General features: G+C 58.7%; 18 protein-coding genes and 1 pseudogene. 9 read left to right on the top strand and 10 right to left on the bottom strand.

The window, feature by feature from the left end; translation table 11 throughout:
- Positions 1 to 12 precede the first annotated feature (12 nt).
- From ACIPUD_RS30335 to pseF, 9 genes are read left to right on the top strand one after another with little or no spacing between them, the layout of a single operon-like run.
- Complete coding sequence (locus ACIPUD_RS30335; RefSeq protein ID WP_446482134.1) at positions 13 to 1,932, top strand: N-acetylneuraminate synthase family protein; 1,920 nt, start codon at positions 13 to 15, stop codon at positions 1,930 to 1,932.
- Positions 1,932 to 2,621 (top strand): acylneuraminate cytidylyltransferase family protein, encoded by a 690-nt coding sequence (locus ACIPUD_RS30330; RefSeq protein WP_446482133.1) that lies wholly within the window; start codon positions 1,932 to 1,934, stop codon positions 2,619 to 2,621. Before ACIPUD_RS30335 ends, ACIPUD_RS30330 begins: the two co-directional genes overlap by 1 nt.
- On the top strand, positions 2,614 to 3,378 hold the full coding sequence (locus tag ACIPUD_RS30325) for an SDR family oxidoreductase (protein WP_446482132.1): 765 nt from the start codon (positions 2,614 to 2,616) through the stop codon (positions 3,376 to 3,378). Before ACIPUD_RS30330 ends, ACIPUD_RS30325 begins: the two co-directional genes overlap by 8 nt.
- A complete protein-coding gene (locus ACIPUD_RS30320; protein ID WP_446482131.1) occupies positions 3,375 to 4,223 on the top strand; it encodes a sugar phosphate isomerase/epimerase family protein in 849 nt (282 codons plus the stop codon). The genes ACIPUD_RS30325 and ACIPUD_RS30320 overlap by 4 nt, the downstream gene beginning before the upstream one ends.
- Entirely contained in the window at positions 4,220 to 4,981 is a 762-nt protein-coding gene (locus ACIPUD_RS30315; RefSeq protein ID WP_446482130.1) for an SDR family NAD(P)-dependent oxidoreductase, read from the top strand. The genes ACIPUD_RS30320 and ACIPUD_RS30315 overlap by 4 nt, the downstream gene beginning before the upstream one ends.
- Positions 4,982 to 4,993: 12 nt before the next feature.
- Entirely contained in the window at positions 4,994 to 5,833 is an 840-nt protein-coding gene (locus ACIPUD_RS30310; RefSeq protein WP_446482129.1) for an SDR family oxidoreductase, read from the top strand.
- A 54-nt stretch (positions 5,834 to 5,887) separates the two neighbouring features.
- Complete coding sequence (gene pseB, locus ACIPUD_RS30305; protein ID WP_446482128.1) at positions 5,888 to 6,889, top strand: UDP-N-acetylglucosamine 4,6-dehydratase (inverting); 1,002 nt, start codon at positions 5,888 to 5,890, stop codon at positions 6,887 to 6,889.
- Entirely contained in the window at positions 6,886 to 8,067 is a 1,182-nt protein-coding gene (gene pseC, locus ACIPUD_RS30300; protein ID WP_446482127.1) for a UDP-4-amino-4,6-dideoxy-N-acetyl-beta-L-altrosamine transaminase, read from the top strand. Before pseB ends, pseC begins: the two co-directional genes overlap by 4 nt.
- The gene (pseF, locus tag ACIPUD_RS30295; protein ID WP_446482126.1) at positions 8,064 to 8,753 is read left to right on the top strand and encodes a pseudaminic acid cytidylyltransferase; all 690 of its coding nucleotides are present in this window, start codon (positions 8,064 to 8,066) and stop codon (positions 8,751 to 8,753) included. Before pseC ends, pseF begins: the two co-directional genes overlap by 4 nt.
- Here the strand turns inward: pseF and ACIPUD_RS30290 are convergent.
- The 10 genes and pseudogenes from ACIPUD_RS30290 to ACIPUD_RS30245 all read right to left on the bottom strand — a co-directional run bounded on the left by ACIPUD_RS30290 (position 8,740) and on the right by ACIPUD_RS30245 (position 21,022).
- On the bottom strand, positions 8,740 to 9,951 hold the full coding sequence (locus tag ACIPUD_RS30290; RefSeq protein ID WP_446482125.1) for an HAD-IIIA family hydrolase: 1,212 nt from the start codon (positions 9,949 to 9,951) through the stop codon (positions 8,740 to 8,742). The genes pseF and ACIPUD_RS30290 overlap by 14 nt on opposite strands.
- A 64-nt stretch (positions 9,952 to 10,015) precedes the next feature.
- Entirely contained in the window at positions 10,016 to 10,876 is an 861-nt protein-coding gene (locus ACIPUD_RS30285; RefSeq protein ID WP_446482124.1) for a hypothetical protein, read from the bottom strand.
- On the bottom strand, positions 10,869 to 12,248 hold the full coding sequence (locus ACIPUD_RS30280) for a DUF6418 domain-containing protein (RefSeq protein WP_446482123.1): 1,380 nt from the start codon (positions 12,246 to 12,248) through the stop codon (positions 10,869 to 10,871). Before ACIPUD_RS30280 ends, ACIPUD_RS30285 begins: the two co-directional genes overlap by 8 nt.
- Positions 12,249 to 12,379: 131 nt before the next feature.
- A complete protein-coding gene (locus tag ACIPUD_RS30275; RefSeq protein ID WP_446482122.1) occupies positions 12,380 to 13,303 on the bottom strand; it encodes a hypothetical protein in 924 nt (307 codons plus the stop codon).
- 11 nt (positions 13,304 to 13,314) lie between these two features.
- Positions 13,315 to 14,055 (bottom strand): hypothetical protein, encoded by a 741-nt coding sequence (locus tag ACIPUD_RS30270; RefSeq protein ID WP_446482121.1) that lies wholly within the window; start codon positions 14,053 to 14,055, stop codon positions 13,315 to 13,317.
- A 189-nt stretch (positions 14,056 to 14,244) separates the two neighbouring features.
- Entirely contained in the window at positions 14,245 to 15,756 is a 1,512-nt protein-coding gene (locus ACIPUD_RS30265; protein WP_247479743.1) for a lipopolysaccharide biosynthesis protein, read from the bottom strand.
- Between the two features lie 2 nt (positions 15,757 to 15,758).
- Positions 15,759 to 17,156 (bottom strand): surface carbohydrate biosynthesis protein, encoded by a 1,398-nt coding sequence (locus ACIPUD_RS30260; RefSeq protein WP_446482120.1) that lies wholly within the window; start codon positions 17,154 to 17,156, stop codon positions 15,759 to 15,761.
- On the bottom strand, positions 17,149 to 18,258 hold the full coding sequence (gene pseI, locus ACIPUD_RS30255; RefSeq protein WP_446482119.1) for a pseudaminic acid synthase: 1,110 nt from the start codon (positions 18,256 to 18,258) through the stop codon (positions 17,149 to 17,151). The genes ACIPUD_RS30260 and pseI overlap by 8 nt, the downstream gene beginning before the upstream one ends.
- A gap of 56 nt (positions 18,259 to 18,314) precedes the next feature.
- A complete protein-coding gene (locus ACIPUD_RS30250; RefSeq protein ID WP_446482118.1) occupies positions 18,315 to 18,722 on the bottom strand; it encodes a GNAT family N-acetyltransferase in 408 nt (135 codons plus the stop codon).
- Positions 18,723 to 19,965: 1,243 nt separating this feature from the next.
- A pseudogene (locus ACIPUD_RS30245) lies at positions 19,966 to 21,022 on the bottom strand (IS3 family transposase).
- Positions 21,023 to 21,482: the final 460 nt, after the last annotated feature.

The raw sequence follows: 21,482 nt of genomic DNA, 5'->3' as shown, positions 1-21,482 counted from the left end.
ACGAGACTTCTGATGACATCGCCCAAACAGCCTGCCCCGGTCCGCATCGGCAACCGTCTTCTCGGCGATGGCGAACCCTGCTACGTCATCGCTGAGATCGGCAACAATCACAATGGCGACTTCGATCGCGCCATCGCGCTGGTCGATGCCGCGGTCGCGGTCGGTGCCGATTGCGCCAAACTCCAGATGCGCAAGCTCGACGAGGTCTATCGCGCTTCGAGCCTGTCCGGTAAGGACGACGACCTCGCCGTCGAATATACGCTCGATCTCCTGCGTCGCTTCGAACTCCCGACCGCGCAGCAGAAGAAGATCGCCGAGTACTGCGCAGGTAAGGGTATCCAGTATCTCTGCACGCCCTGGGACGCAAAGAGCGTCGCCGTGCTCGAAGGGTTCGGCGTGCAGGCCTACAAGGTCGCTTCCGCCGATCTCACCAATCTGCCGCTGCTTGCGTGTCTTGCCGCCACCGGCAAGACGCTGATCGTCTCGACGGGCATGAGCACGACGGACGAAATCAAGACCGCGGCGAAATTCCTCGACGACCGCGATGCGAGGTACGTGTTGCTGCACTGCCAGAGCACGTACCCCGCCGCGCTCCACAACATCCATCTGCGTTTCATGGAAACGCTGCGCGAGATCCATCCGGTCGTTGGCTATTCGGGCCACGAGCGCGGCGTTGCCGTTTCGACGGCCGCGGTCGCGCTTGGTGCCGTCGTCATCGAACGCCACATCACGCTCGATCGCGAGATGGAAGGTCCGGACCATGCCGCGAGCCTGGAGCCTGAGGAATTCAAGACGCTGGTCTCGGGCATCCGCGAGGTGGAGGCGGCGCGCGGCGAGAAACTGGCAGAGCGCGTGCTGAGTCAGGGTGAACTGATCAACCGTGAAAACCTTGCCAAGAGCCTGGTGGCCGGGCGCGACCTTCCGGCCGGCACCGTGATCTCCGACCGCGACATCGCCGTGAAGAGCCCGGGCCAGGGCCTGTCGCCGCTGAAGATGCCGGCCCTGCTCGGCCGCAAGCTGACGCGGACGATGGCGGCCGATGATTATTTCTTCCAGAGCGACCTCGACGAAGGTACCGCAAAAGCGCGGCGCTACCGCTTCGACCGGCCCTGGGGCGTGCCAGTGCGCTATCACGACACCGAGCGCTTCCTGGAGATCTGTCAGCCCGACATCATCGAGTTCCATCTCAGCTACAGCGACATGGAGCGCGATCCCGCGGCGTATCTCTCCGGCACCTATGATCTAGGCTTCGTCGTGCATGCGCCGGAGCTGTTCGCCGGGTCGAAGCTGATGGACCTCGCGACACCCGACGAGTCGCTGCGGCGATATTCGCTGGAGCAAACCCAGGCGGTGATCAACATCACCCGCGGCCTGAAGAAATTTTTCCCCAAGACGAAGCGCCCGCCCATCGTCGCCAATATCGGCGGCTTCACCATGGACGAGCCGCTGCCGCCAGAGCAAAAGGCCGAGCGTTACTCCATCTTTGCCCAGAGCCTGAAGGAGCTCGACATAGACGGTGTCGAGCTGACGCCGCAGACCATGGCGCCGTTCCCCTGGCATTTCGGCGGCCAGCGTCACCAGAACATCTTCATCTTCCCGGAGGAATCGGCGTCGTTCTGCGCCAAGCACGATTTGCGCATGTGCGTCGACATTTCCCACACCAAGCTCGCCGCCAACCATTTCGGCTTCGACTTCGCACAGGGCTTGGCGCAACTCGGACCGCATACCGCGCATCTGCACTTCGGTGACGCCAAGGGACTCGACGGCGAAGGGCTCCAGGTCGGCGAAGGCGAGATCGACTTCGACGAGATCGGACGGGTGCTGCGCAAGCATGCGCCGACCGCGTCCTTCATTCCCGAAATCTGGCAGGGCCACAAGAACATGGGCGAAGGCTTCTGGACCGCGCTTGAGCGTCTCGAGGGGCATATCTGATGGCGCGCAAGACACTGGCCGTGATCGCGGCGCGCGGAGGCTCCAAGGGCATTCCGCACAAGAACCTGCTCGATCTCTGCGGCAAGCCGTTGATCGCATGGACGGTCGAGCAGGCACGCGCGGCGCGCGGCGTCGACGTGGTGGCGGTCTCTTCCGACAGCGACAATATCCTCGCCGCGGCCGAAGTCGCCGGCGCCATCGGCGTCCGACGCCCCGAAGACATTTCGGGTGACCTCGCCTCCTCCGAATCCGCCTGGCTGCACGCGCTCAATGCGGCCGACGAGCGGATGGGACGGTTCGAGCGAATCGTCGCGCTCCAGGCGACATCGCCAATCCGCGAGTCCAGCGACATCGAGGACGCGCTTGCGACCTTCGATCGGGACCATCTCGACAGCCTGCTCTCGGTCTGTGAGGTCGAGGATTATTTCAACTGGCGTATCGGCGCGAGCGGGCCGGAGCCGATCAATTACGACTATCACAATCGGCGCATGCGGCAGCAGATCGAGAAACGCTACCTGGAGAACGGCTCGTTCTACGTCCTGATCCCATCACTCCTGCGCGAGCAGAACAATCGTCTCGGCGGCAAGATCGGTTTTCACGTGATGGATCGTCACAAGATGTTCCAGATTGATCGTCCCGAGGACGTCAAGCTTTGCGCCGCCATCATGCGTAGTTACGGCTATGCCTGACCTCAGCTCCTTCTCTCTCGCCGGCAAGATCGCGGTCGTCACCGGCGCCTCCCGCGGCATTGGCGCTGCGATCGCGACCGGCCTGAAGGATGCGGGCGCCACAGTGATCGGCCTCAGTCGTTCCGGGACCGCACCACAGGGCGTGAGCGCGGTTGCCTGCGATCTCTCCGATGACGAGGCCATCGAGAGCGCATTCCGCATCGTGGCCGCTCAAGGCGGACGCATCGACGCGCTGGTCAACGCCGCCGGCATCAGCCTGCCGGCCCAAAGCGCCGGGAGCGAGCTCGCGCGCTTCCGCGCCACGGTCGCAACCGACCTCACCGGCGTCTACGCCACCATCCTTGCCGCCCATCCGCTTCTGAAGAACGCGGGCTCTGCTGCGATCATCAACGTCACCAGCATCAATTCGGTCCGCGGCTTTCCCGGAAATCCCGGTTACGTGGCGGCGAAGGCCGGTCTTGCCGGACTGACGCGTGCGCTCGCCGCCGACTATGCGCGCGACGGCATCCGCGTCAACGCACTCGCGCCCGGCTATGTCGCGACCGAGATGACCGCCAAGAGTTTTGCCGATCCCGACATGCACGAGGCGAGGCGCCGCCACACGATGCTCGGCCGTTGGGGACAGCCTGCCGACATGGTGGGAGCCGCCGTCTTCCTGGCGTCAGAAGCCTCCGCCTATGTGACCGGACAGGAACTCTTCATCGACGGCGGCTGGACCACAAAGGGCCTCGCCATCAACTCGGACAAGCAACCGTGACCGCAACGCTCGAACGCATCGGCTTCATGCAAGGCAGGCTTTCGGCTCTCGTCGACGGCAAGCTCCAGGCATTCCCTTGGGACGAATGGCGCGAGGAATTCTCGCGTGCGAAGGCGCTCGGCCTGACGCGGATGGAATGGACCATCGATCAGGAACGGCTGCGCGAGAACCCGCTGATGACCGAGCCGGGTCAACAGGACATTCTGGCGCTGTCACGCGAAAACGGCGTGCGGATTCCGAGCCTGACCGGCGACTGCTTCATGCAGGCGCCGTTCTGGAAGGTCGATGCCGTCGTGCGCGACGCGCTCGTCGCCGACCTCGATCTGCTGATCGCCTCCTGTAGCCGCATCGGCATCGAATTCATCGTGATCCCGCTGGTCGACAACGGCAAGATCGAGCGCGAGAGCGACAGCGATACGTTGAAACGCGTGCTGCTCGCTCGCTCCGAGCAGCTTGCAAGACGGAACGTCAAGATCGTCTTCGAATCCGATCTGCCGCCGCGCGAGCTCGCCCGGTTCATGGAGGCATATCCAGCCGACGTCTTCGGCATCAACTACGATAGCGGCAACAGCGCCTCGCTCGGTTATGACAGCGACGAGGAGATCGGCGCCTACGCGCCGCGCATCCTCAATGTGCACGTGAAAGACCGCGTTCGCGGCGGCACGACCGTGCCGCTCGGCACCGGCAACGCAGACCTTGCCAAGACGATCCGGCTGATCGAGCGATCCGGCTACAAGGGCCAATACATCCTGCAGACAGCGCGTGCCGTCGACGGCGACCACGCCGGCGCGCTGGCAAAATACCGCGACATGACGGTTCGCTGGATCGAGGACGCGGCGCGATGAAGCTAGAGCTGGACGATCGCGTCGCTCTCGTCACCGGCGCCAGCCGCGGGATCGGGCTTGCAATCGCGACAACGCTCGCGGCAGAAGGCGCCAAGGTCGCGCTTGCGGCACGCGGCGCCGATGCGCTGAACGCCGCGCGCGCGGCCATCGGCGGGCGGAACTCTATTCACGTTGCCGACGTCACCGATCCCGCCGCCGCCACGGGCCTTGTTCAGGACGTCGAAAAGCAGTGGGGCCGGCTCGACATCCTCGTCTGCAATGTCGGCAGCGGCGCGTCCGTGCCCCCGGGGCAGGAAACCGCGGCGGAGTGGTCGCGGGTGATGGACCTCAATCTCTTCGCCACCACCAACATGATCGAGCCGGCCCGGCCGCTGATGGCGCGTAGCAGCGGCGATCGCGCCATCGTCTGCATCTCCTCGATCGCAGGCATGGCCGCACTCGGCGCGCCGGTCGCCTACTACGCCGCCAAAGCGGCACTGAATGCGACCGTGCGCGGTCTGGCGCGGCCGCTGGCGCTGGAAGGCATCCGTATCAATGCGGTCGCGCCTGGAAACATCTTGAGCCCGGACGGGACCTGGGCGCGCAAGATCGCCGAAAACAAGCAGGCGGTCGACGACATGCTCCAGCGCGAGGTGGCGTTACGCCGGCTCGGCACTCCCGAGGAGATCGCTGACGTCGTCGCCTTCCTTGCTTCGCCCCGCGCCGCCTTTATCAGCGGCAGCGTGATGGTGGCCGACGGCGGCCAGCTCAGAAGCTGAACAGGAGCCTTCATGGCAAACCCCTCCTCCCGCTACGACCTGACCGGACGGACCGCACTCGTGACCGGCGCCGGCGGCCTGTTGGGCAAGCAGCATGTTGCGGCGCTCAGCGAAGCCGGCGCGCGCGTGGTTGTCACAGATGTCGGTTTGACGCAGGCCGAAGCCGCCATCACTGCGCTGAAGCCGGTCGCCGCTTCAGCCGATCTGATCGCGCTTGCGATCGACGTCACCTCGCTCGACTCGGTGCGTGCTGCGAACGAGCAGCTCGCAGGCCGCGGCATCACCGTCGACATCCTCGTCAACAACGCCGCGATCGACCCGAAGGTGACGTCAAGTCCGGGCGTCATGCACTCCTCGCGCTTCGAGGCGTTCCCGGTGCCGCAATGGCAGACCGAAATCGCCGTCGGCCTGACCGGCGCGATGCTATGCGCACAGGTGTTCGGCGGCGACATGGCCAAATACGGGCGCGGCGTGATCCTCAACATCGCCTCCGATCTCGGCGTGATCGCGCCGGATCAACGGCTCTATCGCCAGCCGCATGTGACGCGCGAAGAAGAACAGCCGGTGAAACCCGTGACCTACTCGGTAATCAAGCACGGCTTGATCGGGCTGACGAAATATCTGGCGACCTACTGGGCCGATCACGGCGTGCGCGTCAACGCGATCTCGCCCGGCGGCGTTTTCAACAATCAAGAACCGGCTTTTGTGGAACGGCTGACGCGCCTAATCCCCATGGGACGCATGGCCGAAGTCGACGAGTACCGCGCAGCTGTGCAGTTTCTGTGCTCTGATGCCTCGAGCTACATGACCGGGCAAAACCTAGTGATGGACGGCGGCAGGAGCGTATGGTAACCAGCTCCCCACTCTCCTATTTCGTGCAAACGACGATCCGACCCAGAAATGAGCATGTTCAACGATAAGTCTATTCTGATCACCGGAGGCACGGGCTCGTTCGGTCAAAAGTTTGTCGGCTGCCTCCTTAAGAATTTCAAGCCTCGCCGTATCGTGGTCTATTCGCGTGACGAGCTGAAGCAATATGAGATGCAGCAGGAATTTAATCAGCCCGCAATGCGTTACTTTATTGGTGACGTGCGCGATGGCGAGCGCCTGCGCACCGCCATGAAGGGCATCGACTTCGTGGTGCATGCGGCAGCGCTGAAGCAGGTGCCAGCGGCCGAATACAATCCCATGGAATGCATCAAAACTAATGTCCATGGCGCCGAGAACGTAATTCAAGCGGCGCTCGAGGCGGACGTTGAAAAGGTGATCGCATTGTCGACCGATAAGGCAGCGCAGCCGATCAACCTCTACGGCGCGACAAAACTTGCCTCCGACAAACTGTTCATCGCGGCTAACAACATGGCAGGCGGCCATAAAACCATGTTCGGTGTGGTTCGTTACGGCAACGTGGTTGGCTCGCGCGGTTCGATCGTGCCTCTTTTCAACAAGCTGATTGCCGAGCGCGCCGATCATCTGCCGATCACAGATCCACGTATGACGCGATTCTGGATATCGCTGCAGCAGGGCGTCGATTTCGTGATCAAAAGTTTCGAGCGTATGTCCGGGGGCGAGATCTTCGTTCCGATTATACCGTCGGTGCGCATTCCCGATCTTGCAGCGGCGATGGCTCCGACACTACCGATCAGGGTGATCGGCATTCGACCGGGCGAGAAGCTCCACGAAGTTATGTGTCCCACCGACGATTCACATTTGACGCTCAAATTTGGCGATCACTTCGTCATTAAGCCGACGATCAAGTTCTTTCGTCGTGACGTCGACTACCTCACGAATCAGATCGGCGAGCGCGGCGAAGCGGTGTCGGACGGATTCGAGTACAATTCCGGAAGGAATGACCACTTCCTGAACATAGCCGAGATCAGAGAATTCAACAAAACTGCCGTCCAATGATCCCGTATGGTCGCCAAGACATCTCGGCTGAGGACATCGACGCCGTAAAGGACGTCCTGCAGTCAGACTGGTTGACACAAGGACAGGCTGGCCCGCGCTTCGAACAAGCGATCGCCAAATACTGCGGCGCTGCCAATGCGGTTGCAGTGTCGAACGCGACCGCCGCGCTCCACATCGCCTGCATGGCACTTGATCTGGGTCCCGGCGACTTTCTGTGGACCGTGCCCAACACCTTCGTGGCCTCGGCCAATTGCGCGCTCTACTGCGGCGCGAGCGTCGACTTCGTCGATATCGATCCTCGCACCTACAACATGAGCGTAGCTGCACTGACGGAGAAGCTCGAGGGCGCAAGGCGACAAGACCGATTGCCAAAGATCGTGGTCCCGGTGCATTTCGCGGGACAGTCCTGCGAGATGAACGAGATCCGCGCCCTGTCGGATCGCTACGGCTTTCGCATCATTGAGGACGCCTCTCACGCAATCGGCGGCGAGTACCGCGGGCGTAAGGTGGGCTCTAGCCATCTCAGCAATGTCGTGGTCTTCAGCTTCCACCCTGTCAAGATCATTACTACCGGCGAAGGCGGGATGGTACTGACTAACGAGCGAAAGCTTGCTGAACGGCTCTCGTATTTGCGTACCCACGGCATCATTCGTCCTTCGGAGGCTCCGGCCGATTCTGACGAACGGCGCTTCAACGAAGATCAGCACGGTCCCTGGATGTATGAGCAGATCGAGCTTGGACTGAATTATCGCATGACGGACATCCAGGCTGCGCTCGGCACTAGCCAGCTTGATCGGCTCGATACCTTCGTCGCGCGCCGGCGCGAGCTCGCAACACGCTACGATTCCCTGCTTGCGCAGCTGCCGGTGATCTGCCCGTGGCAGCATCCTGATACCAATTCAGCCTGGCACCTGTACGTGATTCGGTTGCGGCGAAACGAAATCAAAATCAGTCGGCGCCAGGTGTTCGAGGCGCTGCGCGCAGCCGGCATCGGAGTCAACGTGCATTACATTCCGGTGCATACCCAGCCCTACTATCAACGCCTCGGCTTCAAGGTCGGAATGTTCCCGGAGGCTGAGAGTTATTACCAGGACGCCATCACATTGCCGCTGTTCTCGAAGATGACGGATGCAGAACAAGACGCTGTTGTTGCGGCGCTTACGAAGATCCTCGCATGAAGATCGCGGTCATCCCAGCACGCGGCGGAAGCAAGCGGATTCCCCGCAAGAACATCCGACCTTTCTGCGGCAAGCCGATCATCGCCTATTCGATCGAAGCTGCACGCGAGAGCGGCCTGTTCGACGAGATTACGGTATCCACGGATGACCAGGAGATTGCAGTCGTGGCGCGCCAACTCGGCGCCACTACACCATTTATGCGGCCAAAGGAGATTGCAGACGACTACACGGGAACCGCAGAGGTCGTCAAGCACGCCGTTACTTGGTTCCTCGCACAGGGCAAAGATGTCAGCCACGTCTGCTGCATCTACCCCACCGCACCGCTCATCCGGGCCCATTTCCTACGCGAAGCTTATGACGTCCTGGCCGGATCTGACGCTACCTTTTCTTTTTCGGTGACAAGCTACGCCTTTCCGATCCAGCGCGCCCTTCGCCTTACTGCGGCAGGACGCGTGATTCCATTTCATCCAGAGTATCGCATGACGCGCTCGCAGGACCTCGAGCCGGCCTATCACGACGCAGGCCAGTTCTACTGGGGCACAGCAGCGGCGTTTCTCAATGGCATCCCGATGTTCTCGGAGCGCTCCGTCGGAATAGTTTTGCCAAGATACCTAGTTCAGGACATCGACACGATGGAGGACTGGGAACAGGCTGAATACATGTTCCGCACGATCACCCAGCGTTAGATCGTGCATCGAGCAGCGTGCGAAGGAACGCCGCAACATCGCCCCCCTGGTACAAGTGTCCCGATATTCCCGCAGCGACGGCTGCCTCGACGTCACGCCCATTGTCGCCAACGAGCAGACTTCCTTCCGTCCGCACGGGCCATGCCTTCATGCAATCGAGAAGCATACCTGGTGCTGGCTTACGGCGGTCACTAACGCGCCGATACGCCTCAACAGTGCCTTCCTCATGGTATGGACAATACTGGTAGTCGTCGATATGAGCACCTACTGTGGCGAGGTCGCCGCTCATCCAGTCGTGTAGCCGGTGGACATCATCGACGCGATAATAGCCCCGCGCAATGCCGGATTGGTTGGTGACGACAAATGCGTAGTACCCACGATCATTGCACAGCTTGATTGCCTCGCGCGCACCAGTGACCCACTCGAAATCCTCAATCCGGTGCACGTAAGCTTTGTCGATATTCAACACGCCATCCCGGTCGAAGAAAACCGCAGGACGCTTCACCCTGTTGGGTAGTTCGCGCCGGGCCCGTTCAAGATCCTCAGGGACACCAATATCAATGAAGAAGCCGTCGTAAAGTTTGGCCTCAAGCTGCCCCTCTGCGATCAGCCGCGGAAATACCTGCTGTTCGAGTGAGCTCGGCATGTCGTCGATGTACTCAATAATCTCTCGATCGACGCAATAGATGCCTGTGTTGATGGGACCACTCGGCTGAGCGCCCGCCACTAGGAAGCCTCTGACGCGTTTGTTCTCAAGCAGAACGCGGCCGTAACGGTCGCCCGCCATATCCCGCTTTAGCGCCATATGGCAGATAGACCTCGATCTCATCGCTTGCGCAGCGAGATCGAGCAGATTGAAGTCGAAATAGGAGTCGCCATTCAAAAGAAGGAACTGTTCGTGGAGCCGCGATGCGGCGTGCTTCAACGCCCCGCCCGTGCCGCACGACGACGGCTCAGATATTACCGTCAAGGACGCACCGCGCCAGCGCTTACCATGATAACCCTCGACAACGCTCTCGGCCCGATGACCAGCAAGCAGCAAGATCTCCTTGATGGTCGAATAACGCGAAAGCTCGTCGAGAAGATAGTCAAGAAATGGCCTGGAACCCACGTCAAGCAGCGGCTTAGGGACAAACCGTGTTCGATCGCCGAGCCGGGTCCCGAGGCCTCCAACCAGGATTACGGCCTGCTTCAACACGAGATCGGTTCGCTGGACGGAGTAGAGAATAGAACGAGTTTCATATTGCAGCTAAGCGATCAATTTACGTTACCGCGGTGCGTGCCCGGCCTGCACTCGCCCCGCGGATCATGGCATACAACAGCATGGCTAGCAACGCTATTGCGCCAGCGAAAATTGCATGTCGAGTCGGCTGCGGAGACACCTGAACAATCGTCACATCCTCGCTGAGCTTCGTCGGATAGGTTTTGGTTGGGCCAATTCGCGTCGTGAGTGCACGCCGTTCCGCCAATGCTGCGGCGAGCCTCTCTTCGTTCCTAGATATGAGATCCAGTACCCAGACACGTCGTAACATCAATGCCGCGGCATCGTTAGGTACCTCGGGGTTCAACGAGTTCGGCGACGCAAGGGTCTCACGAATCTTGGTAAGATTGGCGATGTTGGCATCGACCAACGCAATCTGCGCGTTAAGCTCCGAGATCAGCTCGTTACGAAGCTTGTCGTGACCGTCGTTGAGCTGGCGTACCGCACTCTGGAGGGCTTCCCTAGCCCGTTGCGCCGTTCCGGCACGAATCGTCAAAGAAAAAACGTCGGAGGCCTGAGGTCGCACAGTCAGACTCGCGAGAATCTGTTGCCGATCTCGGTCACCGTTTTCGGCGCGAAGGTTCATCGCCGTTACTAAACGCTCCTTGAAGGGCAAAGAGTTCAGTTGGGAGGCAGCGGCCTGGACCGACACCACCTCAGCTCCATCGACCCGGCCGAGCCTAACATCGGCGGAAGCGACGTAGCCGACGGGAAGCATACGATCGACTAGGAACACTACCAGCATCACCGCTAGCGTGACTGACACGATCGCCAAAATGCGCGGCCGAACCGCTTGGACGACGAACACGAGCATCCCACCAAGATATGCTCTGCTCGATATCGAGATCCGGTCACTATTCAAGCCGCTCTCCTCCCTCGATCGCAGGCAAACTTCCGTAGAAAATAACCGGCCTGGACAAGCTTAACCGCCATTTCTCTTCAGCAGCAAATACAAGAACGGCGATCGCAAGCTTGACAAAAAAGGTAACCTGAATAAAGGAATTGACCATACCCGTGACGATGTACAGCGAGAAGGCATACAACACGGGGGTCAAGAAAAAACACGTAACATACCGTTCCTGTACGATGCAACGTGCGAGCAGGAACATGAACTCGGAAAACAGCATTGCCGAAAGAGCGACCAGTGCCAAGCCCTCGACGGGTCCACCAAGTTCGAAAAGCACTTCGGGCCAACCACCGGTGTAAGCCGAACCTTTTCCAAGGATAAAGTGAGCGCGATCGAGCGGCAGCGCCAGCTCCATCAGCCACTGCATGGTCGAATTCCGATTTGGATCGAAAGGACCGACGAACAACTTGTACAAGGTTTGATCGGTGCTCCAGTCCGCTCGCAGAAATACACGCTCATACGTCATCCACCACATTTCGCCCTGCTGTACGAAAATGCGCTGGGACAGTTTGAACAGAAGCTGGTCTCCCCCAAACCCTCTAACAATGGCATAGGAGTAAATCAATGCACCGAGGATCAAGGCTGAAACGACAACTGCGGGCAGCCTGATGGCCCTGAAAACCTTGGCATAATCAAAAGCCAAGGTCGTGTTTGCGAGCAGCACGGCACCTACGGGCAGAATAAAGAAAGAAGAATAGGAAAAGAACGAGGAGAACCGATGTCCGACCACGAACAGATAAAGGATGAAGATCCCGAAAAGCACAGCAAATCGGAGGTCAAACTCTCGACCTCTCGATGAAGGAGCCGCGAAGAAGATGCCCAGCTGAAAAGCCAACATTGGGCCCCACTCAATCAGCCGATGATGCAAGGGGCCACCATACTGCGCCGAATAGTCGTAACGCTCCATAGCAGTCAATAATGGTATCGGCCCGCGAACTAGCAGTTCGACCCAGAGCGTGACCGCAAAGAAGCCCACGATCCAACACGCCAAATCAGACAGCGTTGGACGAGCGCTGGGAAGCATATCGACCAACCTCGCCCCTTTTGTCAGCTCAGCGAGCCGCTTGTCCCGAAAGGAGTACATCAATGCTGCGATTACCAACCCCTGCGAGGCAGCAAGGGGTAACGCCGCACTGCCCGAACCGATGTCCCGCTCCAATTGCTCCGAGAACAAAGGGCCGGCTAAATCGATGTAGAGGACGGACAGTAATCTCCACGCAAGCGAGAAAAGAACAAAAAATGCAACCATGAACAAGCCAAGCTTGTTGATAGCAATCCGCGCGATCGCCAGCAGCACAAGACACGCAGCGAGCGCGTCCAATAGCATCCACAGTTCCGAGCCCCGCAATCGGATGCCTCCCGCGACATAAATCGGTTGATTCGCACAATTTATCGGGAGTTTCCCGCCGTCCAACTTGCACGGTCTATCCAGAAACTCCCCACCATGTCGACCGCCCTCTAGTGCTGCATAATCCCCATCAGATTCATGTGAGCGGGCCTCGAGTGCTCAATCCCCAATAGAGTCCGACGATTGTCATTGGAGCGCTGCAAATGAAGACTTGCCAGAGTAACGCCCGCGCAGGTCGTGATGGTAGTTCCTCGGCCGCCGAAAGGCTTCAGAAAATCAAAAACACCGTTTCCGAAAAGGTCGACAACGGACATCTCGCTCGCTCCGAGAGGCGGAATCTCGCCGAAGTCAGCTTTCAATTGTTCTCCGTCCTCGCGAATCAATATCGAGGACGGTCGTGCCGCGTAGGAATAGTCTGGATCGGATGAATGGTTGAGCAGCATCAAGCTACTCACAAAGTCGTTTGTGGCGAGGATTTTTGGATTGATTCCTGTAAACCCCACGTGAGACTTCAGCCGCCCTTCGTTTAGAGGTCGAGCAAAGGCACCGGTACGGTAGATAGCTACGTTGTCTCTGTCGACATAGGTCATGGAAAAGCTGCCAGGCGAGGATCGGTAGGCATCCATGCGACCGTGCGACATGACCGCGACGATCAGATAATCTCGTGGCGCCAGCCCCAACTCTGCGATCAACTTGGTCAGGTCGATTTCGAAAGAGGCCCCCGGTTTGTGCAGCGAAGGAACTTCTCGGGTAGCCAAATACTCGCCCTCACGCGACAGCACATGAAGTTTGAAACGCAAATTGCTACTGAAACCAGACTTCAGAAGACCGATGAATTCGGGACCAAGGTCCTTGAGCGCCTCGTATACATTCTTCTTCAAACTGCCGGCCACGAGGCTGCGCAAGTATTTGACATCGATCGCCTTGTGCCAAATGGGGATCGAAAAGCCCAGTCTGCACTCAAGCCCCTCAAACGTAGGAAGGATGAACCTCGGCTCGTGAGGCTTCCAAGGCGTGGCAGGAAATCGACTCACGTGAGTCCCTTTCAAAAGTGATGCAGACTAAACTTGCCGTTGGCGAACTGATAGAAACTAAAGGGACTAGCCATGTTACCTCCGCTGAATTCCAGCGCAAAAGTCTCCGCCGAACCTATAAGACGCTTGCTATCGGGGAACAGGTCCATCGTTTTAATGCGCCGTGCTCCCATCGACGGTATACTCGGGAGGCTTCTCTCGCCCAACAGCGTGCCATCCAACGCACGCAGTCTGGCGATTCCGAAAGCTTTCCCGTCCGGCGCAAGACACGCATTGACCAATATGACACCCGATACTTCGACGAACCTCGTTAGGTAGGTCTGCATCCAGGCGGGTGTAGCAAAAGGCTTGGCGGCAACTGCCTCGCGCTCGTGGGACAGGGTGATGGCGCCACATCGAGAATAATACTGGGTGTAATAGCCAGTCGTCACCTTCTTCCCCGGACGGACATTGGCGCCCTCCTTCGGCAGCATCGTCATGGCGACGGTACCCGAGATGTCGGGACATAGTTCCGACGTCCTTAGCTGCAACTGACCATTGAATCCCAAATCCCTCCGAAGGTAATTGACTAACCTACCCTCCGCATCAAAGAACCAGATGTGAGCTACGGCATCCTGCTGGTCCTTAAAGAAAATCGAGAAGTAGTTGAAGGCGCAGACTTCGGTGGCCACAACTTCATCATTGCGCAGATACAACACTGCAGGCGGATAACCGCGCTCAAGGGCTTCTGAGATTTTAAGGTCGCTCGACATGTCCTGAGATACTCGCTGCAGTCTGTGGGAACACCGGACCAGAGCCGGCGTGCCGCAGCACCAAGCGTCGGATTTGGCCCGGCCTACAAGGTTTTTACGCTGGCCGGGGTTAACAATCAACCTTGCATTGTTGCGCAAAGACCCCGAAGTTTGGGGATCGCGAGAAGTTTAGCCGATCTAACTCAGAGCCTATTCACGACACGCCAGTGCGCGCCCAAGACGTCCAAACATCATCCGCTCTGCACTCGTAAGAACGATCGCACCACTCAAGGCTAATGCAATAAGGCAAAGAAGGCTACCCAGGATGACAAGCTCACTCAAGCTATCCAAGGGCAGGACGGATTTGCATAGTCCTACTATTCCAGAAAGAATGATTCCGACCACCAAGTGGCGCGAAAGCTGACCCCAAAACAATGAGTTCGGCAAACCGATTTGAGCCAGCATGTTGTATGCGAGAAGCGGTGCAAAAACGACGTGCGAGATAGCCCAGCCAAAAATGAACGCATGCTCACGAAACCAGGCAAGGGTTAGTAGAGTGATTGTGTATTGGGTCAAGACCTGCAGGTATAGAAGCTTTGTGCTGAAGGTGAGAAACTCTGGCTTGACCATCAGGGCAGTCTGGCCGGCACCAAGTTGTATCGTTATCGCGGGCACTAGCAACGACATTGCAACCCAAGGCCATTCCTGAGAGTGCTCCGGGCCCACCCACACTGTCAAAACCTGACGCGAGAGGAGAGCGAGCACCATCAAGACCGGCAGCACGAAAGCTGCTGGCAAGACGAGACCGTTCCGCCCCAAGATCTGCAAGCGGCGGATGTCCGTCGTCTCTTCAATACGAGCCGACAGGGGAAGTATCGCCGAATAGAGCGGCCCCATTGTCGCCTTCAAGAAGCGCGGCAACCGCGTGATCAAATCGTAGATACCCACTTCGATGGGACTAAACAGAAATCCGATCGCGAGAGGCGGAAGAGTATGCTGAAATGTTCCTGCGATTCGGTTGTTAAACATCTGCAGGCATCGATGAACAAGATCTTTGCGGCTCGCCTCCGTCCACAACGTGAAACTCAACAACGAGCCACGGATTGTACATCTGACAACGATGCCCAATACCAGATACTTCGTCACAGTCGTTCCGAGATAGGCATACGCAAGCCATTCGAACGGAGCTTGCTTCCAGGCAGCGAGGTAGATCGAACCAATATATAGCAAGCTGCTGACGACTTCAGTTAGACGCAACCACGCGTACTGTTCAAATCCCTTGAGAACGCCTTCCACGACCAATCCAACGAAACAGATTGGAAGCACTAGCGACGTAACGTGGAGCGTCGAAACGAACCCGAGAACCTGCTCATGTTGCACCTTAAGGACGACAGCGAGCCAGGGGGACGCAAGCCAAAGCGCCAGGCTCGAGATGATCCCCGTGCTTGCGGCAATCGAGGTAAGAAGCGATACCTTTTCGCTCGCCAGTCTCCAATCGCCGAACCGCCCGCGAGCGACGGCCTGCGTGGCAAGTTCTGACACCCCAAAATCGATCAGTGCGAGAAAGCCACTTGGGAGAAACGCTCGCACTAAGACGAGCAGACCTAGGACGGTAACTCCATAGGACCTTGCAATAAGTCCGACAGAAAATAGCCCCAGCACGCCCGCTGCTCCGTAGGCGACTGCGGAGATGGCAGTGTTACGTAGAAAAGGGCGCAGCACGGTCAGTTCACCTCCGCAAGCTGCAGGCTCGTTCCGCTGCTCAACCGGCTCAGTCGGATATTCGCAGTAGGCCCGGCTACGAATCGCCGACAATCAGGCGACACTGCATTGAGACGCTGCAATATCGCGTTCACGGTTTCGGCATCGAATGACTTGCCGGCCCGGCGACGTTCGCTCTCGGCGGAGCTGTAGGTCCGGCGGAGGACTGAACTTGCCCTATATCCGAGCGTTCGCCGAAGCGCGCCGGCCGCGGCACCGCGCAAGGACAGTGGCGGCAATGAATGCACTGGCTGTTTGCAGTATCTCGCGGAGGCGATGGTTGCGAGAACTGCCTCGCAAACGCGAGCGGAACTCGCCCCATCCACTGCGCTATACAGATCTTTGATAATTTCGCGGCGAAATGCCTCGGTCTCAGGGCGCAGCGACGGCAAGCGATTATCGAGCCCTTGCCGCACTAGCTCAAGCATTTCAGCCTCACCACGGGCTTCGCGACTGACTCGCGTCGCTGCATCGAAGCGCAGGGAAGGCGTGTTGAACCACTCCATACTCAACGGCTCGACATTCAGCATGGTTGCTTCGATCGCGGTGGAACAGTTCTGATGGACAAGCAGACGCGCGCCGCTAATCCATTCGAGTGACGTTCCGCTCTGGACCACTTTTGCATTCGGCAATGCCGCGAACGCGTCATACGAGTTGATGTTCTCGAACGGATGTGGCCGCAACACGAACTCGACTTTGCAAAAGTGCTCCGCCAGCTTGACGGCCATATCCAACGTGTTGTGATAGGCTCGTCTAGCATCGGCTATGAACCGCCGAGCGAACTCGCGCGCGAAGCCAGCCTGCACCATCGACTCCTCTTCGGCAGACGAGCTGCCGGAAAATCGCGGGTTCACGGTCGGGAAATTCGTATTGATGAGAATGTAGTCCGAGCCGACAGTTGGGCTCGCCAACGCAGCGCGCCAGGGCGGCGCGCAGAAATCATAGCGCGGACACCCCGTGGCGTGGAGGCGATCCGGCGACACAGTGCCCTGCCGCAGGAACGCCGCGTACTGCGCCTGTCCCCAGACACAATAGAGATCGACGAGGTCAGGGCAGCCCGCGTTCTTCACCATGCTTGCGAACTGATCCGCATTCTTGCCGCCAATTCCCTCCGTATCTAGAACGCCGACGAGAATTCCGGCGCGCTTGTAGGACTTGATCAAGTCGGCATTGTTCGGACGGGTGTAGTTCAGCAGCACGAGATCAGGACGCAAAGCTGGGATATCATTTCCCTGCTCGTACATGGGCACCAGCGTGGTGCGCGCGCCATGAATTGACAGCTGGCGAGCAAGTAGTACTAACCCCTCAAGATCGCGAAGCGGGTTGTCGACGATCAGACAGACATGGTGCTGTTCAGCCACGATCGCTCCTCGACATCTCCTGCCGCGCCTGAAAGGCACTGTCGGCAGGCGAGAGCAGGTCCCAACTCATCGGAGTCCCGCGGCGGACCGACCGACCGACGCGCTTGCCAAGCAGCGTCTCGAAGTATTTCGGTGGCAGGCCCAACCCGGGCCGGATAATTCGCAAATTGCCCTCGGTTAGCACGTCACCTGGAGCCAGATCCTCCACCACATAGAGCGAGCGACGAAACACAAGTGATTTGTGCTCCTTTTCCGTGAGACCATATCGTGCCTCACCAAGGGCGAGCCAGGCGCGCTCCGTCTCCACGACCAGCGCCGCCATCTCCTCGGGTTCCATTGAGAACGTGGAGTCGACACCGCCGTCGGCGCGTGCAAGCGTAAAATGCTTCTCGATCACGGTCGCACCAAGCGCAACGCTCGCAACTGAAGCCCCAATTCCGAAGGTGTGATCCGAAAGGCCCACCTCGCAACCGAACAGAGTCCGCATATGGGGGATCGTCAGCAGATTGGTGTCGGAGGGGGTCGCGGGGTAGGTGCTAGTGCATTTCAGGAGCACAAGTTGTCTGCAGCCTGCAGCTCTTGCCGCGCGCACCGTCTCATCGATTTCGGCCACGGTCGCCATGCCTGTCGAAATGATCATGGGCTTGCCAGTAGCCGCGACTTTGCGAATGAGTGGGAGATCAGTATTCTCGAAGGACGCGATTTTGTAGCAGGCGACACCAAGATTTTCGAGAAAATCGACCGCAGTAGCATCGAACGGCGTCGAGAATGGAATCATGCCCAACGACCGGGCCCGCTCGAAGATCGGAGCATGCCACTTCCATGGGGTATGGGCGTCCTGATAGAGTTTGTGCAGCGAATTCCCTCGCCACAGGCTGTTAGGATCGTTGATGAAGAATTCGCCCTCGTCCAAATCAAGGGTCATCGTATCTGCAGTGTAAGTCTGCAACTTGAGTGCGTGCGCGCCAGACTTAGCGGCCGCATCCACGATCGTCAGCGCGCGGTCGAGCGACTGATTGTGGTTGCCCGACATTTCGGCAATGATGAATGGCCGATGCGAGCGGCCAATCAAATGACCGGCAATGGAGATCGTGTCTGTCATAAGATGCTCCGGACAGTTTCAAAGGCAGCGGCGCCACAGGAGCGACCGCGCCCTGATCATTTCGTCGGATCAGGGTCAATTATCACAACATCGAAGCCAGCACTCCGCGCGACTCTGATAGATGGCTCGTTGTCGGCATAGACGTGGGCGCGAAGGCAACCAAAGCGCGACCTGACTGCGTTCAGCATCAGCTTTGCGACTCCCCGATTACGATGCGCAGGCGCAACTGTATAAGATACGTCTTCGCCATCTATCCTGAAGGTCGCAACCGGGTCTTGATCTAGCTCGAAGATGAAAAGGTTTGGCTGGTCCATCTCGAGCCGTCGATTGAGCCAGCCCACATGCTCGTCCCATCCGACGCCGCTCTTGTTCTTGGACATTCTGCGAGTCGACTCGTCATTGCGCCATTCGAACAACCGTCGAGCGTCGTCCTTCGTGGCCAGCCGAATTTGAAAATCGTTCATTGTCGCAAGCCCGCCCAACCGGGATTCACATAGGCACAAGCCCGGCGTTAGTCAACAAAAAGGGAGCAAAGCGCGAACGGCGCTTCCCGTTGTAAAATCAGCGAAATTCACCAAAAACCTACGGGAAACTGGCTCGATTCACGGCCAACAGATAGCCTTAGCTGTCAGAAGCCTTTACGATGCTCCAAAATCCTTAATCTGCAATGGCTTAGGCGAAGCGGAAGCCTCGTTCACCTGCGGTCACAATCGATCATTGGTTCGCGAAAAAAGGTTGGACCGCTTCCATTCTCAAGATTTTCGATTATCGCGTCCGCTTCCCGGACGTGGCCGAGCACGTCTGGCACAGTTGTCACTCATGCAACAACTCCGCTCCTCCTGAACACGTCCCCGGGGACACTCAGTTGCCCGCCCTACGCCGGTGCAGTCTCAGGATCGACATTCATTTCCACTTCGCGCCCATCAGGGGCGGAATTTGACTCGGCCTATTCGGTTATCCGAACGCTCGGCTATCCGGATAGCGGAGATGGTTGCGGCCCCGCTCGGCACCCTATGGCGCGCCGCCAATCCCGCGCCGGAGGCTTCCAGGATGCGCGCGCCATGGTACCCGCTGGCGTCACCAATCTGTGCTCTTCTCCCCCCACGTCTCTAATAGTTCCGTTGGCGTGATACTGGGAGGTGCTGGGGGCGGCACCGCGTTGCGCGCGGGCAACCGCTTCGATCCGGGGATGCACGGCAGCACGCTCGGCGATCCGAGCCGCACCTAGGGTCTTTTCGCTCCGACCTGCGAGACTTTACGGTGTTCTTCAAGCGCGACATTTCGGCAAACAACACTATTGCTCTCGTCAAAGGTGTGAACGTCAGAGCTCGCGTCAGTTACGGCACCCACGATGGGTCGTGTGCGCAGCGCGATCTTTGAGGCCCATCGAGCGGCAAGACAACACCGTCAACACCTTCGATTTCAATGACGACCACAGGAAATCCCGAACGGGTTTAGGGTGAACATTTCAGCCACTGCATCCGTGCCCATCAAGCACTCGTCTAGTGGCTCGGATGCAACCAGCTCGTCACGCTGGCGAGCACAAATACGGCAGTGGCTCTCTCGCAGGAGCCCGCGCAGAAAAACGGTTGCGCCAAGCTTTGACCTGCCGCTGAACTTTCATCCATTGGCGATTAGAGTCTCGGCGGATGTTGAAGTGCTCCCCAAAACTACGCCAGCCGGCGCTGGAATTTGCCGGGGTTATGCTCATGCCGGCTGGGGCGCCGATGAGCCATTCAACAGCGATATCGGCGCCTTATTGCCGATCGCGCTGTGGGGCCGGACTTCGTTGTAGTCTCTACGCCAATCCTCCATTTTCTGCCGGGCGTCGTCAAGGCTCAGGAACCAGTGCGTGTTCAGGCATTCGGTTCTGAACTTGCCGTTGAAGGATTCGATGAAGCTATTTTGTCGGTCGGCTTGCCGGGACGTGAGAAGTCGAGCACAACGCCTCTTTGATAAGCCCAGATGTCGAGATCGTGGGAGATGAACTCCGATCCCTGATCCACACGAATGCTCTTCGGGTAACCGACGGTTTTGCAGATGCGCTCCAGAGTCAGCACAACGTCCTCGCCTCGATAGCTGAACCGCGGATCGACCGCCGGCGAGAAGCGGCTGAAGATGTCGACAATCGTGAGCACGCGGAGTTTGCGGCCGGTGGCCAGCTGGTCGTGAACGAAGTCCATGGCCCAGGTCTCGTTGATCTGTTTGGCATCGGTTCATCTTTTCGCAGCTTGGCCTTGACGCGGCGCTTGGGCGTTTTGTTGCGTAATTGCAGGCTCAATTCCCGTACAGGCGATAGACCCGTTTGACGTTTTCCCGTTGCAGCAGCACATGAATGCGCCGATAGCCGTATCTCACCCCCGTCGCGCAGATGTCCTTGATCCGGTGTTTGAGAGCGGCCTGGTCGCCGCGCTTCGACTTGTAGACGTAAAGAGCGCGATCAACCCGAAGCGTGGAGCAGGCCCGCCTGACCGACACCTTCCAGTCACTTCGCACCTTGTCGACAAGCTCGCGCTTGCGGCCAGGCCTCAGAGCTTTTTTGAGAGCACATCCTGAAGCATGGCCTCGTCCAACGACAGGTCGGCGACAATCCGCTTCAGCTTCCCGTTCTCTTCCTCAAGCTCACGCAGCCGCTTGGCCTCCGAGACGTCCATACCGCCGAATTTGGACTTCCAGTTGTAAAGCGTCGCTCCGAGACGCCGTGCTTGCGTGCCAAATCGGCCGTCTTCGCACCGGCCTCATGCTCGCGCAGCACGCCTATAATCTGCTATTCCGTAAACCTGGCTCGCTTCATTTGTCCGTCCTTCAGAAGGCCGGACTCTAACTTCAACTGGAGGAAATCGGCAGGGGCAGGTCAGCTTGTGCTGAACGAGCAGCGTGGCAGCACCGATCGCGCTGTCGACTTGCCGCCTGCGAACGGATTCGATCCTTAGTAGCGGTCATAGTACCTTGGCCCGTACCCATAGCCGGGCCGATCACTATATCTATGATGTCGGTAACGATAGCCGTATGGCGGGTCATCGGGTAACGGCCGCTTGTAGACGCCGGGGGCGTGATAGCTGTTCGGATAACAGCGACCGTTGGAAAAGTTAAAGTCGTAGCCAACCGGACATCCACCGGCTCTCCCCGGGAACTGGATTTGCTGAATTGGAACTTCCTGTATCGGGGCGGACGATATCGGTCCAAGGCCCACCAGCGCCAGTGTTGCAGCCTGAACAAGCACT

This window comes from Bradyrhizobium sp. CAR08, assembly GCF_052871955.1.
This window is presented reverse-complemented; position numbering and strand designations above follow the sequence as displayed.